25 protein-coding genes are annotated in these 20,112 nt (G+C 48.9%); 3 read left to right on the top strand and 22 right to left on the bottom strand.

Annotation, left to right across the window (positions count from 1 at the left end):
* The 3 genes from earP to SD53_RS03335 all read right to left on the bottom strand — a co-directional run.
* On the bottom strand, positions 1-353 hold a 353-nt coding region (gene earP, locus SD53_RS03345), incomplete at its 3' end, for an elongation factor P maturation arginine rhamnosyltransferase EarP (protein ID WP_046518802.1).
* An 11-nt stretch (positions 354-364) separates the two neighbouring features.
* The gene (locus SD53_RS03340; protein ID WP_046518801.1) at positions 365-742 is read right to left on the bottom strand and encodes a hypothetical protein; all 378 of its coding nucleotides are present in this window, start codon (positions 740-742) and stop codon (positions 365-367) included.
* Positions 739-1,266 (bottom strand): hypothetical protein, encoded by a 528-nt coding sequence (locus SD53_RS03335; protein WP_046518800.1) that lies wholly within the window; start codon positions 1,264-1,266, stop codon positions 739-741. Before SD53_RS03335 ends, SD53_RS03340 begins: the two co-directional genes overlap by 4 nt.
* A 61-nt stretch (positions 1,267-1,327) precedes the next feature.
* On the opposite strand from SD53_RS03335, the gene SD53_RS03330 reads away from it, so the two are divergent.
* Positions 1,328-1,948 carry an START domain-containing protein gene (locus SD53_RS03330; protein ID WP_046518799.1) on the top strand — a complete coding sequence of 207 codons (621 nt, stop codon included), beginning with the start codon at positions 1,328-1,330 and terminating at the stop codon, positions 1,946-1,948.
* Here SD53_RS03330 and SD53_RS03325 read toward each other — a convergent pair.
* The 7 genes from SD53_RS03325 to SD53_RS03295 form a co-directional block, all read right to left on the bottom strand.
* The gene (locus SD53_RS03325) at positions 1,938-2,252 is read right to left on the bottom strand and encodes a rhodanese-like domain-containing protein (protein ID WP_052749233.1); all 315 of its coding nucleotides are present in this window, start codon (positions 2,250-2,252) and stop codon (positions 1,938-1,940) included. The two genes, SD53_RS03330 and SD53_RS03325, sit on opposite strands and share 11 nt — an antisense overlap.
* Positions 2,249-3,313 carry a hypothetical protein gene (locus SD53_RS03320; RefSeq protein WP_046518798.1) on the bottom strand — a complete coding sequence of 355 codons (1,065 nt, stop codon included), beginning with the start codon at positions 3,311-3,313 and terminating at the stop codon, positions 2,249-2,251. The genes SD53_RS03325 and SD53_RS03320 overlap by 4 nt, the downstream gene beginning before the upstream one ends.
* Positions 3,285-3,917, bottom strand: a complete 633-nt coding sequence (locus SD53_RS03315; RefSeq protein WP_046518797.1) for an ABC transporter ATP-binding protein — start codon at positions 3,915-3,917, stop codon at positions 3,285-3,287. Before SD53_RS03315 ends, SD53_RS03320 begins: the two co-directional genes overlap by 29 nt.
* Positions 3,918-4,532 (bottom strand): LysE family translocator, encoded by a 615-nt coding sequence (locus SD53_RS03310; protein ID WP_046518796.1) that lies wholly within the window; start codon positions 4,530-4,532, stop codon positions 3,918-3,920.
* Positions 4,533-4,802: 270 nt separating this feature from the next.
* Entirely contained in the window at positions 4,803-6,464 is a 1,662-nt protein-coding gene (gene glnS / locus SD53_RS03305; RefSeq protein ID WP_046518813.1) for a glutamine--tRNA ligase, read from the bottom strand.
* Positions 6,465-6,566: 102 nt separating this feature from the next.
* Positions 6,567-6,824: a hypothetical protein gene (locus SD53_RS03300; protein ID WP_046518795.1), complete on the bottom strand. Its 258-nt coding sequence runs from the start codon at positions 6,822-6,824 to the stop codon at positions 6,567-6,569.
* A gap of 95 nt (positions 6,825-6,919) precedes the next feature.
* Positions 6,920-8,938, bottom strand: coding sequence for an LTA synthase family protein (locus SD53_RS03295; protein ID WP_082101765.1), 2,019 nt, complete (start codon positions 8,936-8,938; stop codon positions 6,920-6,922).
* A 229-nt stretch (positions 8,939-9,167) separates the two neighbouring features.
* Here SD53_RS03295 and SD53_RS03290 point away from each other — a divergent pair, with 229 nt between their 5' ends.
* Positions 9,168-9,590 carry a BLUF domain-containing protein gene (locus SD53_RS03290; RefSeq protein WP_046518794.1) on the top strand — a complete coding sequence of 141 codons (423 nt, stop codon included), beginning with the start codon at positions 9,168-9,170 and terminating at the stop codon, positions 9,588-9,590.
* Positions 9,591-9,627: 37 nt separating this feature from the next.
* Here SD53_RS03290 and SD53_RS03285 read toward each other — a convergent pair whose 3' ends face one another.
* The 10 genes from SD53_RS03285 to SD53_RS03240 all read right to left on the bottom strand — a co-directional run bounded on the left by SD53_RS03285 (position 9,628) and on the right by SD53_RS03240 (position 17,816).
* Entirely contained in the window at positions 9,628-10,353 is a 726-nt protein-coding gene (locus SD53_RS03285; protein WP_046518793.1) for a hypothetical protein, read from the bottom strand.
* Complete coding sequence (locus SD53_RS03280) at positions 10,350-11,081, bottom strand: hypothetical protein (RefSeq protein WP_046518792.1); 732 nt, start codon at positions 11,079-11,081, stop codon at positions 10,350-10,352. Before SD53_RS03280 ends, SD53_RS03285 begins: the two co-directional genes overlap by 4 nt.
* Positions 11,071-11,478, bottom strand: coding sequence for a cupredoxin domain-containing protein (locus SD53_RS03275; protein ID WP_082101764.1), 408 nt, complete (start codon positions 11,476-11,478; stop codon positions 11,071-11,073). The genes SD53_RS03280 and SD53_RS03275 overlap by 11 nt, the downstream gene beginning before the upstream one ends.
* Positions 11,475-12,776: a sensor histidine kinase gene (locus SD53_RS03270; RefSeq protein ID WP_046518791.1), complete on the bottom strand. Its 1,302-nt coding sequence runs from the start codon at positions 12,774-12,776 to the stop codon at positions 11,475-11,477. Before SD53_RS03270 ends, SD53_RS03275 begins: the two co-directional genes overlap by 4 nt.
* A gap of 4 nt (positions 12,777-12,780) precedes the next feature.
* Complete coding sequence (locus tag SD53_RS03265; RefSeq protein ID WP_046518790.1) at positions 12,781-13,440, bottom strand: response regulator; 660 nt, start codon at positions 13,438-13,440, stop codon at positions 12,781-12,783.
* Between the two features lie 62 nt (positions 13,441-13,502).
* On the bottom strand, positions 13,503-14,147 hold the full coding sequence (locus SD53_RS03260) for a tetratricopeptide repeat protein (protein WP_046518789.1): 645 nt from the start codon (positions 14,145-14,147) through the stop codon (positions 13,503-13,505).
* Between the two features lie 10 nt (positions 14,148-14,157).
* Positions 14,158-14,943, bottom strand: a complete 786-nt coding sequence (locus tag SD53_RS03255; protein ID WP_046518788.1) for an SDR family oxidoreductase — start codon at positions 14,941-14,943, stop codon at positions 14,158-14,160.
* Positions 14,940-15,632 (bottom strand): iron-containing redox enzyme family protein, encoded by a 693-nt coding sequence (locus SD53_RS03250; protein WP_046518787.1) that lies wholly within the window; start codon positions 15,630-15,632, stop codon positions 14,940-14,942. The genes SD53_RS03255 and SD53_RS03250 overlap by 4 nt, the downstream gene beginning before the upstream one ends.
* Positions 15,607-17,091 (bottom strand): AMP-binding protein, encoded by a 1,485-nt coding sequence (locus SD53_RS03245; protein ID WP_052749232.1) that lies wholly within the window; start codon positions 17,089-17,091, stop codon positions 15,607-15,609. The genes SD53_RS03250 and SD53_RS03245 overlap by 26 nt, the downstream gene beginning before the upstream one ends.
* Positions 17,091-17,816 (bottom strand): thermostable hemolysin, encoded by a 726-nt coding sequence (locus tag SD53_RS03240; protein ID WP_046518786.1) that lies wholly within the window; start codon positions 17,814-17,816, stop codon positions 17,091-17,093. The genes SD53_RS03245 and SD53_RS03240 overlap by 1 nt, the downstream gene beginning before the upstream one ends.
* Positions 17,817-18,228: 412 nt before the next feature.
* On the opposite strand from SD53_RS03240, the gene SD53_RS03235 reads away from it, so the two are divergent.
* Complete coding sequence (locus tag SD53_RS03235; protein ID WP_046518785.1) at positions 18,229-18,615, top strand: hypothetical protein; 387 nt, start codon at positions 18,229-18,231, stop codon at positions 18,613-18,615.
* A 67-nt stretch (positions 18,616-18,682) separates the two neighbouring features.
* On the opposite strand, the gene SD53_RS03230 is transcribed toward SD53_RS03235, so the two are convergent.
* Both SD53_RS03230 and sucD read right to left on the bottom strand, forming a co-directional pair.
* Positions 18,683-19,138: a hypothetical protein gene (locus SD53_RS03230; RefSeq protein ID WP_046518784.1), complete on the bottom strand. Its 456-nt coding sequence runs from the start codon at positions 19,136-19,138 to the stop codon at positions 18,683-18,685.
* A 97-nt stretch (positions 19,139-19,235) separates the two neighbouring features.
* Entirely contained in the window at positions 19,236-20,108 is an 873-nt protein-coding gene (sucD, locus tag SD53_RS03225; protein ID WP_046518783.1) for a succinate--CoA ligase subunit alpha, read from the bottom strand.
* Positions 20,109-20,112: the final 4 nt, after the last annotated feature.

Here is a 20,112-nt window from a genome sequence, read left to right as displayed (position 1 = left end):
TCTGCCGATAAGTATTCCAGATTCAACCATAAAGGTTTGTCAGCAAAAGCGGCCATCCAGTGCAGATACGCTGACGGAATACTGCAGGCTAACGCCTCAATCACCAGATCCGGTTTGTCTGCGTCGCTCAGCTCTGGCAATACATCTGTCCAGTGCCGTACCAGCACGCCCTGCTGTAATTGCAGGCGAAGTTCTGGCTTGATGCTATGGCAAATTTTTTGGAAGCTGACTAAATCATCGACCCATAAGGTGACCTGCCATTGATATTCAGTCTGCAACTGCCGGGCTAAACGCCAGCAAATACCAATGTCACCAAAATTATCCACCACAGAGCAAAACAAATCGCAGCGCATGCGTTACCTTTTCACGATGAAATCAGTTGGCTGACCAAAGCCCTCAGGGCCTTTGCCATTAAATACAGGGTGGCGATACTAAGCAGCAGACAGCCCCAAAGCAAGGCCTGATACCATAATTTGTGCGCTGCTTGTTTTAATCTCTGCCAAAAGCTTTGCGGCTGTTGCCAGTCGGGTAATTGGCGAAACAACAACAACGCCAGCCACGCCAATAATACCCAGCCCAGCAGGACAACAGACAACAAGATGGCGACTTCGTACGTAGCAGATGGGCCCTGTAGCAGATAAAAACAGCCAAAACCAAAGGCGTAGCATCCAAGAAAAATCAGGCCAAAACGCCAAAAATAAAGCCGTTGAGCCAGTTGCCGGGCTTGACTCAGCAGGTTCATTTGGGCACCTGTGCCAGCGTCAGAGGATACAGGGGGATAAGCCCAGCCTGCCCTGTCATATCGGCCACCAGCCAAATTTGCTCAAAGGGGTGTTCTGATGGAATTTGTAATAAATGCGGAGTTTGTTCCAGCTCTTGTGCATGCCAATCCGGGTGGGCGTTGCGGATCACCAGCCAGACTCGGTCTGAATCATAGCGTTTTTGCGCTTTGTTGCTGATCAGCTTGTCCAGGGCCTGCAATAAACGGTCAGCCACCGGACATTGGTTCAGCGACTGCAGCGCATCCAGCGTGCCGCCTTTAAGTTCACGTCCCAGTATTTTCATTGCCTCGGCCTCGCTGCCATACAAATGGGCGATTTCTAAGTCCAGCCGCTGTTGCTCCAGATAACAGGACACATCGGGCTTAGCCGGCTCGTTATGCCAGATATGCTGCATTTTGACGCCAAACCTGTGCTGGTACAGTCGCATAAAAATTCGGGCGGCCTGATGCTCCAGCGCTATTTTTTCATCACTACTGCTTTTCATTGCATCCAACAAAAATCTGTTTCGTATAAGCTTGTATCTTAACGAAAAAAGCCAGGTGGTTATGTATTTTTTCTTTGCTGTAATTTTATTTATGTCGGCTCTGTCCGTAGCTGAGACGGGATCCGCCTGGATTGCAGTGAAAACCCAGGCGGGCATCGACCTGAGTTACAGATACAGCCCTGATCTGGAAGTCAAAGCCAGCGCTTTTTATCCAGGTGTGCCCGAGCAGTTTTTACTGCTGCTGCGGGATACGAACTCAGTGCAGCGCTGGTTAAGCCAAGCCAAAGATGCACAGCTTTTGGATGGCAGTACAGACAAACACTGGCGAGTCTACACCCGTTTTCAGGCGATCTGGCCTGTCACGCCACGGGACATGGTGACCTGTGCAGATCTTTTCAGGCAGGACTCGGGGCTACGTATTCAGATCAGCGACTGCTCAGACTTAGTGCCTGAAACAACAGATTATGTACGAATTCGGCACATCACAGCGGTCTGGACTTTGACCGTCAAAGCTCAGGGTTTTGAGCTGCAGTATCAGGGCAGCGCCAATCCGGGTGGAAATTTGCCGGATTGGCTGGTGAAACAGCTAACCTTAAGCTCGTTACGCTCCAGTTTTATTGCCTTTAAAACCGAATTAAAACGACCAAACTACCAGGCCAACGCAGCAGAAATTATTCATTAGACTTAGGTTGTTTTTGCTTAAGCTGCTCATAAGCGCCAGCATTGGTCACCTTGCTGTACCCCATGCCTCTTAAGGTTTCCAGCGCTATGCCAGAACGGCGGCCACTGCGGCAATACAACTGGATATCGGTGGCTTTGTCTGTTGTAACGGCGGTGATTTTTTGCTCTATGTCATCGTAAGGAATATTGATCGCGCCTGCTATATGTCCGGCCTTGAATTCTTCGGCTGTACGCACATCAATCCACAGGCTTTGCGCGATCGCCATTGGCCCCCACCATAACAACAGCATCAGTACTATTTTCATGCCCAGAGTCCTTGTCCATGCAATACCAGTAAAAGCATAAAACACAACACTGCAACCGACAACAAAGTCACTTTAGGCCACACAGTTAAAACAACAGCCAGCATGATGGTCCAGACCGCTGCAGTTGCATTCAGAACGAATAAAGCCAGGGCAGCACCTATCAACACAGGCAAGATATTGATCAGTTTTAAATACAAACGCTGCTTTGCAGTACAGCAACTTAACCAGAAATAATGCTGTGACGCCAACTGCTGCTGCCAGAGTTTTTGCTGGGCGTAACACAACAGCGCTACCCCCCAGATAAATACCGAATGAATAAAAACAACAGCCTCAGCTTTGAGTTTCTGCGCCAGCCAGTACTGCCACAACGCCAGCACAAAAGTAATCAGTAATAACAGCGCTTTATTTTGCTGCTGTCCGATAAACCAATACAACCAATACCGAAACAACGAACCGGCCGAAAAGCTGTTGCCACTAAACAGATGCAGTAAAACTCTCTCCAACAGCATCAATATCAACAGCGGCAAGCTCCACAGGCTGAGCTGTGGCAAAACAAAGACGGCAACAAGTGCCAACCAGCTTGTCTGTCGCGCCGGAAAACTCCAACATAAAACCAATAGCACCAGCAGCAACTGCGCTGCGTCCAGCCATGCCATCGTCTTGCCGCTCAGAAGTAGATAAATCAGCACCGGCAAGGTAAAAAACCAGAATGGAAGCTGATTCAGCAGCGCCATCAACTTATTGCTCAGCCACAGGGTTTGGGCTGAAGGGGCCAGGCTTTCGACAAAGTACTGCTCTGCGACAGATTTTTGCTGCCAGGCGACCGCCCCCTGCCAGCACAACAGCATCACCAGCAACATCTGCAGATAAGGCCAGCGTTCAGTGATGTCCAGCTCCGGATTAAATAACTGAAAGCCCAGTAACACCAAAGGTGCCCAGAGCCCTATCAGCGCATGGCCTGCAACCAGTAATAACATCAAAGAGAATTGCTGCAGTGGCGCAAAAGCGTGCCGGGCCTGTTGCCAGAACAACTCACAACGGAACAACAGATAAGTGCCCACCGGCCTTTAACTCCAGATGTTGGTCCAATTTCAGTTGAAAACTTTGGGGGGATAAATGACTGGCGATCAGTACCAAAGCCCCCTGCTGTCTCGCCTCCTGTAACTGCGCGCAGCAATAGACCAATGACTCAGGGTCCAGCGCGTTAAAAGGTTCGTCCAGTAACAACAGTTGCGGCTTCGCGGCCAAGGCTAACGTCAAACTCAGCTTCTTTTGCTGCCCCAAAGACAAGACCGCTACGTTTTGCCGCAGCAAAGGCTGCAACATAAAAGCCTTGGCGTGCAGCAGTAACGGCTCCATCGGGATGCCACGACAACGTGCGACTAACTGCAGTATTCCCTCCACTGTATTGTCCTGCAGCGGACATACCGCATCGGCACTGATACTGACCAAAGCCTGATAGGCGGCGCTACCAACCTGATGCTGACGAAAGTGGATACTGCCCTGCGATGCGTGATTCAAAGCGGCAACAATACGCAAGAGGCTGGATTTACCGCTGCCATTGGCACCACTTAACCAGTGTAACCCCGGTTCTAACTGCAGGTTTAAGTTTGAAAATAACCGCTGTTGGCCGTAACCAAAACTTAAGTCTTTAATACTGAGCATTTACAATATCCACTGGGTATAGAGCTCAGCCAGCACGGGAGCCACAGATAAAACCAGCAGCAGCGCCATAGCCCAGTTAAATATCCGCTGATACAACGGCTGATCCAACACTGAACGAAGTAAAGCACCGAAACATAACCACAGGCCCACACAGGGGAAGCTCACGACTAAAAACGCCGTGGTGATTTGAGTGACATCCCACCAGGCATGACCAGACACTGTGGTAAAAGCTGCGACAGCGCCAGACGCCATAATCCAGGCTTTGCCATTGACCCACTGGAACAAAGCCGCTTGCAAAAAGCTCAGCGGCTTGGCATCAGATCCTCCGATACTACTGGGCGTAGCGGAGCCGATTTTCCAGGCCAACCACAACAGATACAACACCCCTATCACCTTGATCCACAGATGCAGCAGAGGAAAACGTTCGAAAACTACACCAAAACCTAAGCCTATCAGCAATACCATCAAAGGGAAGCCTACACAAATACCGAAAAAATGCGGTAGGCTGGCTTTGACCCCGTAGTTGACCCCAGAGGACAACATCATAATGTTGTTCGGACCAGGGGTGATGGTAGTCGAAAAGGCAAAAAATAAAACGGCGAAAAAAACGTCCACTGTCACTCCGGATCTCAAAGGTTTAGTGAATTGAATCTAAAGCAAATCAGGCAAAAAACACAATAAAAAAACCAGAGCTACTCGAGGTTTTATTGCCCTTGCGGCATGGGCGACTGTCGCACCAGGTTCTGAAGTTTAACGGTTGAGCGTTCTGACAAAGCTGGTATTCACAGCGCGACAAAAGGCCTTTGGCCTCCACGCAGATTGAGAAAGCGGGCCCGGAGTACAAGATTGACATGTCAAGCTTGTACTCCGGCCTGGTGATGGCTGTTAGTCTTCGAAAAACGTATCACGTAACGCGACTGTGCGGTTAAACACCAAATGATCCGGTGTTGAATCTTTGTTGTCGGCACAGTAATAGCCTTCCCGCTCAAACTGGTAGGCTTTTTCAGCTTCAGCAGCTTTCAAACTGGGTTCAACGACTCCTTGCTTCACAGTTAAGGAGGCAGGGTTAATCACAGCTAAAAAGTCTTCTTCAGCCGCAGGGTTAGCGACTGTGAACAACCTGTCGTAAATACGGAATTCAGCGGGTACAGCCTGTGAAGCTTCAACCCAGTGGATCACACCACGTACTTTACGACCATCAGCAGGATTGACGCCTAAGGTATCCGGATCGTAAGAACAAATTAGTTCGACTATCTCACCGGCTGCGTTTTTAATCACTTCATCGGCACGAATCACATAAGCACCACGTAAGCGAACTTCGCCGCCTGTTACCATACGTTTGTACTTTTTATTGGCTTCTTCACGAAAATCCGCTTTGTCTATATACAAAGTACGACCAAATGGCACTTTACGGCTGCCCATGCTTTCTTCTTTTGGATGGTTATGCACTTCTAACCATTCCAGCTTGTCGGCCGGGTAATTGCTGATGGTCACTTTTAACGGATCGATCACCGCCATAGCCCGTGGTGCATTCGCATCCAGATCTTCACGGATACAGGCATCCAATGCGCTGATTTCAATCATATTGTCTTGTTTAGTCACACCAATACGTTTAGCGAACTCGCGCAAAGACGCTGGTGTAAAACCACGGCGGCGTAAACCGGCAATAGTCGGCATCCGTGGGTCATCCCAACCTGCGACATAACCACCTTCCACTAAGGTGTGCAGCTTACGTTTACTCATCACCTGATACTCAAGGTTCAGACGGGAGAATTCGATTTGCTGTGGATGACAATCAATAGTGATGTTATCCAAAATCCAGTCGTATAAACGGCGGTTGTCCTGAAATTCCAGCGTACATAAAGAATGCGTAATGCCTTCCAGCGCATCCGAGATACAGTGGGTGAAGTCGTACATTGGGTAAATGCACCACTTATCACCGGTTTGATGGTGATGAGCAAATTTGACACGGTAAATCACCGGATCACGCATACAAATAAAAGGCGAGCTCATATCAATTTTAGCGCGCAGCGAACATTCGCCTTCTTTAAAACCACCGGCCCGCATTTTTTCAAACAGCGCCAGGTTTTCCTCTGGTGAGGTATCCCGGGTTGGGCTGTTTTTACCAGGCTGGGTTAAGTTACCACGGTATTCACGCATTTGCTCGGCGTTTAAGAAACATACATAAGCCAGGCCTTTGTTAATCAGCTCAACCGCATAACCATAAAGCGTATCGAAATAATCGGACGAGTAACGCACCTTGCCAGACCAATTGAAGCCTAACCACTGCACGTCCTGCTGGATTGAATTGACAAAATCGATGTCTTCTTTTTCCGGGTTGGTGTCGTCAAAACGTAAGTTACACTGACCGTTGTAATCCTGCGCTATACCAAAGTTCAGACAAATCGACTTAGCATGACCAATATGCAGATAACCATTAGGCTCTGGCGGGAAACGGGTCACAGTGGTGTTGTGTTTGCCTGAAGCCAGATCAGCATCGATTATCTGACGAATAAAGTTAGTGGGGCGATGTTCGACGTCCGCCATAAAATTCAAATCCTTATCTAAATGCACCGACAGCACAAGCGCCAGTTGGGAGATATAAAATATTGCCGGATTATATACTCAACTGAGCGCAAGAAGCGAGTTTCAAACAGAAGCCTGCGGCATTTCCATAGACAACAGTTCCCAGACATCACCATCCAGATCCTCAAAACCATGCGCATGGCTGTTCACCAGAGGATTCGGGCTGAATGAAGCAAACCTCGCTTTGGTTAATAGCATCAGATACAGATGATCAGACAACAGAATGCAATTGGCGCTATCGTCACTGAACTGCGGAGCAAATCCAGTTGCAGATAACAGTCGGTGGATGCGTTGACATCGCTCACCGCCAGGCTGAGCCATAATCTGCGCTGCATAACCTGCCTGTCTTTAACCACGATGCAGCCAGACTAGCCTGTCATAAAGAAAAATCAATCTGTTGCGCTGTGATATCTGCGCTATAAACAACGGGCTTCGCTTGAGTTTTTCTGCTCCCGATATAAATACGACGGCAACTGCACTAATGCCAAAGCTCGGTTTTTATCTGCCTGTGACACAGCCTTAGCGCTTAGATGAAGCTTTTGCTGTTGTATCTGATAAAACCCGGCAACGGTTTCACCGTTAGGTTGTAATATCACCAACTCCTGCTGCTTTGGTTCTTGTTGCATCAGGGCAAAATAGTTTTCAAACTGCAACAAAGCACGGCCGGGACTGGAGCTATCCAGGGTAAAATCACGGCCCGTCATGGTATGGCAACTGGAGACCCCGATCATCGATAACAAAGTAGGCGCTAAATCAATCTGACTGGCTATAGGCTTTAGCAAGCCCGGCTTGGTGTCAGCACCCAAAATCAGCCCCGGAATATGGAACTTTTCGACCGGGATCAGGTTGTCTCCGTACACTCTGTTGTCATGATCGGCCACTATTAAAAACACCGTATCTTGCCAATAGTCGCTCTGTTTGGCCTTGATAAAGAACTGCCCCATAGCCCAATCGGCATATTTCACAGCGTTATTGACTGTGGCTTTTGGCTGTTCGCTTAGGTTGATGCGGCCATCGGGAAACTCAAAAGGTTCATGATTACTGGAGGTAAAAATCAGGCTAAAAAATGGCTGCTTCTGTTGATGTAAAGCGAGCAATTGTTGATGCGCCGCAGCAAAAACATCCTCATCACTCACCCCCCAGCTACCGCTAAACACCGGGTTGTGCATCTGGCTTTGGTCCACAATCTGCTCCACCCCATTGCCGGTAAAAAAACTACGCATATTGTCAAAATGCGCTTCACCACCATAAATAAACTGGGTGTGATAGCCCTGGGCTTTGAGGATGGATGCCAGCGTGGTGAAATGTTGCTGGCTAGCCGATAACTTCACTGTGCTTTGTGCCGGCGTTGGCGGAAAACCAGCCACTACAGCTTCAATTCCCCGCACGGAACGGGTGCCTGTGGCATATAAATGCTCAAACCAAATACCCTGTGACTTTAACTTTTCAAGCTCTGGTGTGACCGCCAAACCACCCAAAGACTTTACAAAAGTCGCGCCCAGACTCTCCTGCAGTACGATCACCAGATTCAGGGGGTTATCACGTTTTACCACAGCCTGCTGCCAATGTGCGGTGGGGTAATCCGGATTTATGAACTGATAAGAGCGCAGCCAGGGCCAGTCCAGACTTAGCCTTAGCATTTGATCCGTCGGCAATTTGCCATAAATTTCACTGGAATGTGCTTCATGCTTTAAATTGTACAACGCGTACAGCACTGAATAGGCAGAACTTAAGACCAGTGAATTCACCATCGAGTCTGAGGTAATGGCAAAAATCGCCGGATTAGCGGGCCTGTGGTCTGTGGTAGAACGAATACCGGCAAAAAGCAGCACCAGCGCCAGACACCAAAGCCCAATGGTTTTACCAAGAGACCAGCGAACCAGACTGCAGTTGCCCGAGCGGAACATCCAACGCAGCAACCAGGCCAACAGCAAAGTCGCAACAACACCAAAAACTACAGGTAAACGAAAACCAAACCATAAGGTTGACAATACTTCTTTTGGGTACTTCAGATACTCAACAAAAAGCCGGTTTGGCCGCACATCGTATTGCAAAATAAAAGCAGGCGTTGCCAGCTCCAGAAACACGATCAGCACCAAAGCAGCCAGGCACCAGCAATAACTAAACTTCAACCAGACCAGGCTCAAACTGCGCAACGACGCCAATGGAGTAAGCAATGCAGGCAGGGCTAAAAACAGTGACAGCACTATCATATCGGCGCGTATGCCCTGGAGCATGACATCAGACAACAATCCCGTCCCCTGCACTCTGTCGTATTGCCATACCACCAGAGCCAACCTGCTCAGACTCAACAGCAAAACGCCAAGCACCAGAGTGCGGATCAAATAGCGGTAAGGACCTAAACAAAACAAACCGGACAGGAAAGAGGATTTTTCGGCAGTACGCATAAATAGCAACAGACTTGTGGGTTTCATGCACGCCAGCCTAAAACCCAATACTTAAGACAATCTTAAGAGCCCGCGGAGTATTTGCACTAAACACTTGACGTTTAATGGCTCACACGTACAGACTGACGTGCTGAAGCCTTCATCGGCGAACGCGCTATCAATAAGGCACATCCAGGCCAATCTGAGTTTTTATCTGGTACCAGGCTCAGAGCATGCCCCTTGAACAACAGCTAGTATTGCCCGGAGTTGCAGTTTTATGATTATTGAACATGCTGAGCCAACTTTATACCAATTGGTGTATATCAGCGAACGTTGCCGATCCGACAGTGATCAGGTGATTAACGATATCAAAGCGCAAGCAGAGCATAATAATCAAAAACAGCATATCACCGGCGCGCTGCTGTTTAATGAGCGTTATTTCCTGCAATACCTGGAAGGTGAGCTTGAGGCTGTTACGGCGTTGTACAACAAGATTTGCCATGATAGCCGCCACCACAATGTCCGCTTGTTAGTGCATAAAGAAATAGCACAACGTGATTTCTGCCGCTGGAGTCTGGGAGTAAAGAAATTACTGGATACCGAGGAAAATCAAGACCTGCTCAGCCTGTTAAATATGTTAGGGCAGGCAAATTCTGTCTCTGAAACCCAACTGGATTGGTTAAAACTGGCGCTGAAATAACCCAGTGCCGGTCCGTCAGTTCAGAGTCTCACCAGGCTCAGAACTCGTACTCCAAGGCAAAACGTAAAGTGCGGTCTACAGTAGCACTATCAATAGCCACTATCACTGCCAGCTCCCATTTTAACTGCTGTTGTTTGTCGAATTTGTGCACACCCATTAAGCTTGGACCTGCGCCTTTGTAGTTTTCGCCTGAATACAATTCAACAGCAGGCTGTACTGCAGGTAACCAGCGGTAGCGGTACTGAGCACGGAATTCAGCTTCCCATTCAGCCTCCAGCGTCTGGCCCCATTCATACACTGCTAACGCATTTAAGGTCAGGCTGGTTGGGCCGAATTCTTTTTCCACCAACAGGCCGCTGGTAAACTCATAGTTATCCTGATTATTTTGCCGCTCCAGCTCAAACAACATGCCCCAGTCGGCGCTGTACTGGCCTTGTTCTGTCAACATCCAGCGCAGTTCTAACTCGTAGCCCGATAACTTGTAATCCTGATCATGAATTCGGTCGGCGATAGCGTAAATTTCAAGCGCAGTGCGTTCGGACAGCGAGAAGCCATAGCCTAGTTTCTGGCCCATCGTATTGTTGTCCGGATGATCGGCCTGGCGCTGGTAAAAATAGCGGTATTCAAACTCCCGTTCGAGCGGCTGTACATAAGGATGATACACCTTGTCCACCACCCGGCCATCAGCCCATGCTAGCGTGCTACCGACCAGACAAACAAAACACCAAACCTTTGCTACTGCTTTTTTACGGTAAAGCTTCATCTTGTTTTCTCCATCAAGCGGCAGCACCAGAACAACAGGGTAAAACACAACAAATACAGCAGTAGCTGGGACAAAACAGGGGTCGCCTCATATCCCAGCAGCGCCTGCAAAAAAAAGCCCAGCTCAGATTGTTCCGACAAGCCATGCTCGCTATGCCATACCTGCGGCCCAGCCGGAAGCCAATCCGATTGGATCAGTAACGCCGAGGCCATCATCACCTGGCGGGTCCCGACCAAAGACAACAGCACCTGATAACTGCTGCTGCGCCATTGCTTCAGCTCCGCCAACAGGTAATACCACAACACAGCGATACTGGCCCCTATGCCTGCGCCCAACGCCGAACCTAACAGCAAATCGGCTGGCGTGTGATCAGCCTGCCCCGGTAACCAGATATATAACAATAAGTGACTACCACTGATACTGAATAAACAGGCAGCAGATAGCGCTGAGGTCCAGACTGCGTAGCCTGGGTTGAAGGCTGAGATACAAAGCAACACATAACAGCTTATGTACAACAAGCTGTATAAAAGCTCCAATCCAACACCATCGAGTTGCTCAGAAATCCAGACCATATTCAGACTGATCAGACTGAGCAGCAGCAGTGAAGGCAAGACAAAACACCAGAGCAAATGGCGCCACAGGGCTCTGTGCCAGACCAACAAAGTGGCCAGCAGCAAGCACAGCGGCAGCAATTCACGTAAAACCATTAAAACCGTATTAATAAGCATGATTCGCCTTATGCTGTAACCACTCTGCTTCCGGTAAAGCTATTAACACGCCCTGCGCACTGTCCGGATTGTATTCGCCAAAAAACTGGTACTGTCCGGGCGCTAAAGGTCCGATGAATAAAGTGGCTTTGCCCAGCCCCAGAATGACTTTTTCGCGGTTTAAGCTAAAGCTTTCAAATTCTTCAGGCGAGGGATCCTGATTCAGCACCAGCAACTTTACTTTTTCACCGGCTGGCACATAGAGCACAGACGGCTGAAACAAGTGATCTTTAATACGAAGCTCAAATACGTTTTGCTCCGCCACCACCGGCAAAGTCAGTAACAGCAAGGCCTTGACGGCGACTAGTTTTTGATGATTTGGCCTTAGCTTTTTATGCTTCAACTCTTTGTTTTTCAAAGCGGCAGCTCCACTGTCACTTTTAATCCACTGCTAAAATCTGATTGACTCAAACCAATTTCACCCTGATGCAACATCACAATGTCGCGCACTATGGCCAACCCTAAACCTGAACCTAGAGTGCCGGACTGATGCCTGTCACCGCCAACCCGATAAAAACGGTCAAACACCCTGTGGTACTCTTCCGGCGCTATCCCTGGGCCGTTATCCTGTACCACCAGGATGGCTTTGTCCGGCGTTGCCGACAGTTGCAATTGAATGGTACCACCCGGCTGAGTATATTTACTGGCATTGCCCACCAGGTTACTGACCAGTAAACGTAATGCAAACGCATCGCCTCTTAGCGACAAATGCTCAAGGCCCAGTAACTCTATGTGTTGGTGTTTGCGGTCAATCTGTGGATACCAGTCCGCGACGACCTGACGACATAAACCCGCCACATCCAGTAGTTCGGTCCGGGCCTGAAAATGCTCAGGGTTGGTGCGGTTTAATAACATAATTTGTTCGATCAGTGCACTCATCCGCTCTACCCCAGCCTGCAACGCCAGCATAGAGCCTTCCGGATCGCTGATCCCCGAGCGATGCCATTGCTGTGATGCATTATGCAGATTGACCTGCAATACACTCAAGGGGGTACGCAGTTCATGGGCAACATCCGAGGCAAAACGTTTCTCCCGCTCAAAGGCATCGGCTAATCGGGCAAATAACTGATTGGTAGTTTTGAGCATCTGATCCAGCTCGGCCGGCACCTGCTCAAGCAGCACCGGACTTAAATCATTGGCTTTTTTCGACGCCAACTGCTCGGAAAAGCGTTTAATAGGTGATAAGGCTTTACTCACCACCAGCCAGATCAATATTGCCTGCAGCGGCAAACTTAACACCACCGGATAAATAGACGCTGTGATCACCTCATCCGCCAGTTGTTGTCGCTGTTGCAGCGGCTGCGCCACTATCACTGTCAGCTCGTCGTTTGGCATCTGACGGTACACCCGCCATCTTTTACCGGCAAAGTTATGTTCACTAAAGCCTTCAGCGTCCGACATCGAAGTTTCAGGTGCCAAGGCACTGCGATAGAGCAACTGGCCTTTTTGCCAGACTTGCAGTGCCAACCCCAACTGCTGTTGCGCTCCCACCTGATGTTGCTGCAACAAACTGGAGGCCACGATCTGCAAATCCTGGTCAAATAAAGCTTCGGCCCGGATGGCACTTTGTTTATAGCTTTGCAGTGCGGCGACAAAGCTGATCAGGGTAAATAGCGCGATCAGCACTGTCACTAAGTAGCGGCGTAAGGATCGCATAATCCTAGCTGGCGCTCACGCTATACCCTACGCCACGCAGGGTTTTGATAAAGTCTTTTGGTAACTTTTTACGTAAATTAGAAATATGGACCTCCAGTGCATTACTGGCCACCTCCTCGCCCCAGGCATATAAACTGGCTTCCAACTGTTCCCGGGTTTTGATCCTGCCTGCCGATTCCATCAACTCTTTGAGCAGCATGTATTCGCGGCGTGATAAACCAATCGCCTCACCTTCAACCCGCACCTGATGTGCACTGGTATCGAGCTCCACCTGCTGTAACCTGATTAAATGTGTGGTCGCTGTTCCCAAGCGTCTCTCTATCACCCGTAAGCGGGCAAATAATTCAGGCATCGCAAAAGGTTTCACCAGATAATCGTCTGCGCCAGAATCCAGGCCGCGGATCCGATCATCCACCCCATCCCGGGCGGTCAGCACCAGCACAGGCAAATGAGTATCTTTCTGACGGCTTTGTTTGAGCACCGCCAGACCGTCCATATCAGGCAGACCTAAATCCAAGATCACTGCATCACAATCTTTGGCCTTGATACTGTTTAAGGCATGTTGCCCTAAGCTGACGTGATTGACCGCAAACCCCTGACTGGACAAGGCCAGAACCAGACCTTTGGCTAAATCCAGATCATCTTCAACCAGTAATATGCGCATCAGTTCTCCTTCGAACCTGACTGCGGGCGAAAACCCGTCGCCCGCACCACTTTTAACGCCGTTTAGCGTTTTAATTTTTTCGCGACTTTGGCCTCTAGTGCAGCAATCTCCTGCAGCCGACCTTGGTCAGCGCTGATCCGATCTGGACGCGGTGCCGCCTGTTTCGCCTTTTCAATGTAACTCATCGCCGCTTTGTAGTCGCGCTCTTCCGTTAAAAATTCTGCATAAAAATAATTAGGATCAATACCTTGTGGATTAATGCTCAGGGCTTTTTCCAGCATTTTTCTGGCATTCTTATCACTGCCAAAACCTATAGGCCAGCCCGGTACTTTGTAATACAACACGCCTAAACTGGTGTACGCCGAACCTTGTAAGGCATGACTGTCAATCTTCAGCGCCGCTTCCAGATCTGCTTTGGATTCTTCCGCCAGCGACATCGCCCCCAAGCCTCCTTTGACACCAGCATAACTGGATTTAATAATGCCACGCCAAATCAGGGCTTCGGCTTTATCCGGATTCGCTGCCACTACGGCATTGGCTTGTTTTACCAGCTCAGGAAAAGCTTTTTCTTTTTGCTCTTCAGTCATACTGTAATTCACTTCTGCCCAGCGATCCTGTAGCGGTTTAATGTCCTGCAACACATCGGCCTGTGCAGCGAGCGTCAGCAATAAAGCGGCTATAAAAGCGGTTAATTTAAGCATTTTCATTTTTACCTCGTTAGCGGGTCTTGCCCACAGCAAATAATTCAATCAGTGTTAATTTACTTTTTAAGCCCATATCCACCAGAGCGGGGAATACGCCATTAAGCCGGACAAAAATCCGTTCAGGCCAGCCAAGAAAACAGCGCAGATCGTTTGACTTGAGCTGCCTGACCAGTTGTTGGGCTACCCAGTCCGGACTGTCCATATGGTTACCCAACTGTTGATTAAGCTGTACAACCTCGCTGGAATTGATCGAGGTTTCTGTCGCTCGTGGCGCAAAATACTTCACTTGAATATCACTGCCCGATAACTCACGTTGCAAAGCCTCGGTAAAACCACGCAAACCAAACTTTGTCGCGCAGTAACCGGTAAACCCCGGATGTCCTATGCTGCCAAAGGCAGAACCCACATTGAGGATTTGCCCTTTATGCTGGCGTAGCATCGGCAGAAATAGCTGACAAAGTTGCATAGGCACCAGCAGATTGATACTGACCAACTCGCTGTAGTTTTGCTTTGGGCATAAATCAAACTGACTGATACCGGCGTTATTGATCAACACATCAATGCCACGGTGCTGCTGACAAAACTGCAGTAAGCCTTGCTGCTCTGTTGCATCCGTTAAATCACAGGGGTAGATCAAGGTTTCGGCCGCTAAATGGTTTTGTAAGGCGCGCAGTTTTTCAACAGAGCGGCCGGTTAAAATCAGACGCGCCCCCTCAGCACTTAACTGTTTTGCGACTTCAGCGCCTATGCCACCTGTCGCCCCTGTCAGCAGCACCGTCTTTCCCGCTAACAAGTTCATGCCATAGCCTCCTCTGCTGTCACTTTTTTAGTCAGGCCATGTGGTTGTTCCAGACTGCGGAATACATCGCCGTATAAGCGGAAAAAACCTTTGGCACTGTGAATAATCAGTGCCTGCTCTGCCGGGTCGGTGATTTTATCCATCAGGCTCTGAAAGAACTTAATATGGTCCTGATCCAAAGCACCATGCGAGTTCAGGTAACTGAAGGCTTTGCGTGGTAGCTGTAAAGTAGCGGCAATTTTGCTGGCCGCCTGTTCAGCCAGCGCAATAGAGGTGCCTTCCAGCACCAAGACCATGCCAAAGAAGCACAATGGATTGATCCGACGCACTGAGTCATAGGCATAAGACACCATCAGCTCAGTGGCAAAAGCCGGTGTGCTGCCCCTGGCCTGCTCTTTGTCAAAACCACAGGCGGCAATATCATTGAGTACCCATTCCTGATGCCCTAATTCCTCTTCGATGTATTCGGCCACAGCATTACGCAGCCATTCTTTGGATTCGGGTAACAAAGCCCCCACTGACATTAAGAGCGGTACTGTGTGCTTGACATGATGATAAGCCTGCTGCAAAAAAGCCACGTAATGGTCCAGCGTAAAGTCGCCGGCAAAAGTACGGCGGATCATCGGAGCATCCAGTAAATAAGCCCGCTCTGTTTGCGTTGCATTAACCAGCGTTTGATAAAAACTCATAAGACTCTCCAACATGATTAGAAACGAATAAACTATTGATTTCGCTTTGATATTTCTTAAATATCTCAGCGCGGCGTGGCCGGCCATTGGCGGTTAAGGTGCCATCGGCCACAGACAAGGGGTGAGTTAACAGTCGATAGGCTTTAATTTGCGCATAATCGGGTAACTGCTGGTTCACCTCTGCCAGATAAGCAGGCAATTGCGCTGCCGCTTTGGCATCCGCGAGGTATAACAAGGCGGCACAATAAGGTTGAGCATCTCCCACCAGCACAGCTTGCCGGATGAAACCCTGTTGAGTTAACAAGGCCTCAGGCCATTCTGGGGAAATATTGCGACCCAGGCTTGAGATCAGTAAATTTTTCCGACGCCCTAAGATACGTAACCGACCTTGAGCATCCAGCTCGCCTAAATCGCCGGTAAAGACCTTATCGCTTGCCGACTGCGCATCACCCAGATAACCCAGAAAAGGCTGTTTTACTACGATTTCACCGTCGATAATCTCAATATCACGGTGAGCTAAAGGCGTACCAACACACTCCAGTTCTGCGGCTGTGCTCTGGCGGGCATCAACACTGGATAATGCGACCACTGAGGCGCACTCGCTTAAGCCATACCCCTGATACACAGGTAAACCAAGACGGGCTGCCTGTTGCAATAGCGCAGCGGATACATGAGCTCCACCGACCGCAATAAACTGCAGGGATGCCGGTGCCTGCCAGCCCTGAGCGCGCGCCATCACCAAAAGTTGCAGCAACTCTGGCACTAAAATCAGACTTTTTGGTGCTGTACTGCTGATCAGACTCAACAGCGCCGCAGTATTGTTTAACTGACTGCCATGAAACCCCCGCACATGATCCGGCGCTATCCATACTTCACCTCCGGCCAACAAAGGTGCATAAATACCAGCGATGTTTTCCAGTAAAGTACTCAAAGGTAATAAACACAGATGCTTCGGAGCCTGCTGATCAATACGTTTTAATAAACTGTGCGCGACATCAAGCTGACTTTGAGCCGACAGGCAGACCCCTTTAGGTTGACCCGTTGAGCCGGAAGTGAAGGTAATTTTCTGGCAGGTTGGTGGTATTGCTGCCCCTGAGCTTTGCAGCTCGCGGCGATACAACAATAAATCCCCCATTTGCTCGACCAGGCTAAACTCCGACGAGTGCTGGTCCTGATCCGTGATGTACATGTCAGGCTCTAGCTGCGCCAACACATGAGCGCGCTGACTGTCAGATAAATAGGTGGGCAGCGGCACCAGCAGCAAATCAGCATCCAGACAAGCCAAATCCAGCAAAGCCCAATCCGCTGAGCTATCGGCGGCTAAAGCGATACGCTGCGCGCCATAGCCAAGTAATAATTCCTGCCACAATGCCATCCGTTGTTTTATTTGATGCGCTGAATAGACTTGGCCACTGGCCAGATCATGGATCTGCGCTGTTGCGGGTACTTCAAATCGCATCAGCAGTCTCCTTCTGGTAAACGAGCCACTAACTGATGTAGCTGTGGCCAATGTTGGCGGGCTAAGGCTATTAACTTTTCATCACCTTGTATGATGCGGGTTACCGCGGCCAAATCCATCAGACAAACTTTCGGCTGAGTGTCGTAGTAGCTGCCCCAATGACCAGCCTCTTCGCCCAAAGCCTCTGCTTTTGCCAACGCAAGCTCTGTCAGCTCTATGCCATGACGACTTAAAATGCTGCGCACTTGTGTGGTCGCTGCACAGAGCAAATACCGGTAATTCAGTTGATCAAGGGCATAAGCCATTAAGACAAACAACTGCAATAAACTTTGTCTGTTGATGGCATACAAGTGGCCAATCTCTATCAGTTCAGAACGCTCAGCACTGATACCTTGGCGTGCCAGCAATTGTTCAACAGGTGCTGACAGGTACTGTTCAATAAATAAATGACTGTGAATACGGCCTTGTGCAGTACCTGTGGCGGCACTGCGAAGCCCCAGCACCGCCTGCCATTCACCCGCCCGGCTCACCCCCAAAAGATTTGGCATAAAACGTTGCACATCGGCTTGATAGGCTTTGGCAAAGCCTGCTGCGATGAACTGCTCAATAGAGGCTCGTTGCGGATCTGAAGTTTTTACCAACTGCAAAAGCGCTTTGGTGTCGCTATCCGATTGCACAGGCAATCTGACAGCCGCTGAGGGGTCGAACTGATACGAAGACAACATAAGCGCACTCCTGTATACCGATTTAGCATGCAGTGTGCGTCAGGAAGCTTAAAGAAAACTTAAGGAAAAAGCAGGCCTGAAAATTTTATTAAAATCCACGCGCTTTATGCGCCAGATAATGCTGCCAGATCCTGTCCAGTTGCGCCTTACAAGGTAAAAACTGGTTGACTGCTCTCAAGAAAACACGAAAACGCACGAGCATGAGTTGACCTTTCTCAACTCGGTCATGTGCATTTTTATTTCCAATCCGAGGCTAACAGGCGGTAACAGACCGACTCGCAGCCGGGATACAGCAACGCTGTTAATTTTCAGTTCAACTGAATCACAGACAATTTGGTGATCAGACCTGATGGCGAAATGCCCTGACAGGCATATAGCTGCAGTCTCTGACCTTATTGATAAGGAGAACATGATGATGAATTCAATAAAAAAAATCTCACTGGCTGCAGCTATAGCACTGCTGGTTACAGGCTGTTCCAGTACGGAAGAACCCAGTATGGCGCAGATGATGCGCAGCCACGCCGGGTCGATGCAATCTCAGGTTGAATTGCAGAATCAATTAGCCAAGGATTGGGAAACAGGAACAAAAATGGTTGCCCGTGCCAAAGAGCAAAGTATCGATGCACAGCAGCGTATTCAAGAAGCAGAAGAAGAGCTGGCTGAGGCCCGAAGTGACGCAGCCGAAGCACGGCAGCAACAAGAGGAAGGTGAAAGACTTATTAAGGAAAGCCAACTGAAATTTCAGCGGGCTTTCCCCCAACTACCGTTGCAATTGGAACAACAAAACACCGGATCCTGAGCAACAGACTATCGCTAAAAAGCGGGCTTAAAGCCCGCTCTCCATCCTATAACCACAACAAAACGGCTTAACAGGAAACCACCTTGACAGCTCTTTTCTGTAGCTCCTTCAATAACAGCTCTGAATGCAAAAACCATTTAAAGTCATAGACTTCATTGTTTCTAAACTGAACTCGTATGCACGGAGCACCAAGAAACCGCCGATAGTCGACAGAGACAATATCCTCGTTTTTCTTAACAAAGGTATAACCCGAACTTTTTTGTATAAACTCAAATCCGCTTTGGCTGAAGGTCAACTGCTCTGTGCCATGCAGATCAAGTGCATGCTGGTAATGCCGCAGCAAAGCGTCAAAAAACATAAACACTGCCAGACCACTGATTAACCCCAGGATATTGCTGTTGTTGATAAGCTCGGGTTTGTAATAAATAAGCACAAGCCAAAGTGCTAACAACAGATAAACTGATGTTTTCAAATAACGGATCCGACGTTTTAACGCGTCGCTATCAGCTATGAATGTGTTCATTGATCACCAACTTTTAAACCAGGGAACTTTTCTGTGCCAGTAATAAAAAACCCGTCACAAGGACGGGTTTTATTAGCAGAAATGACTAAAGGTTGGATTACCAGCCAGTCAGTTCTTTCAGTGCTTTACCGATATCGGCTAAGCTTTTCACGGTTTTCACGCCAGCGTCTTCCAGTGCAGCGAACTTCTCGTCTGCTGTACCTTTACCACCAGAGATGATGGCGCCTGCGTGGCCCATGCGCTTACCTGCTGGCGCAGTGACACCGGCAATGTAAGACACAACTGGCTTAGTCACGTGTTTTTTGATGTAAGCAGCAGCTTCTTCTTCCGCTGAACCACCGATTTCACCGATCATGACGATGGCTTCTGTCTGTGGGTCTTCCTGGAATAATTTCAGGATGTCGATGAAGTTAGAACCTGGAATTGGGTCACCACCAATACCTACGCACGTAGACTGGCCGAAACCGTAGTCCGTCGTTTGTTTTACTGCTTCATAGGTCAGAGTGCCTGAACGTGAAACAATACCTACTTTACCTGGTAAATGAATGTGGCCTGGCATGATACCAATTTTACATTCGCCCGGAGTGATCACGCCTGGGCAGTTAGGGCCAATTAAGCGTACGCCTAACTCGTCACATTTTACTTTGGCATCCAGCATATCCAGAGTAGGAATGCCTTCAGTGATACACACGATCAGCTTGATGCCACCGTTAGCCGCTTCCAGGATAGAATCTTTACAGAATGCAGCAGGTACGTAGATGACTGATGCTTCTGCACCAGTGGCTTCTACTGCTTCTTTGACTGTATTGAATACTGGTAAACCTAAATGAGTTTGACCGCCTTTACCCGGAGTTACACCACCGACCATTTTAGTGCCGTAAGCAATGGCTTGTTCAGAGTGGAACGTACCCTGAGCACCAGTGAAGCCCTGACAAATTACTTTGGTATCTTTATTAATTAAAACGCTCATGAAT

The organism is Rheinheimera mesophila, from assembly GCF_000986865.1.
Lineage (GTDB): Bacteria > Pseudomonadota > Gammaproteobacteria > Enterobacterales > Alteromonadaceae > Pararheinheimera > Pararheinheimera mesophila.
Note: the sequence above shows the minus strand (reverse complement) of the source record. Positions and strands in the feature narration are given on the sequence as shown.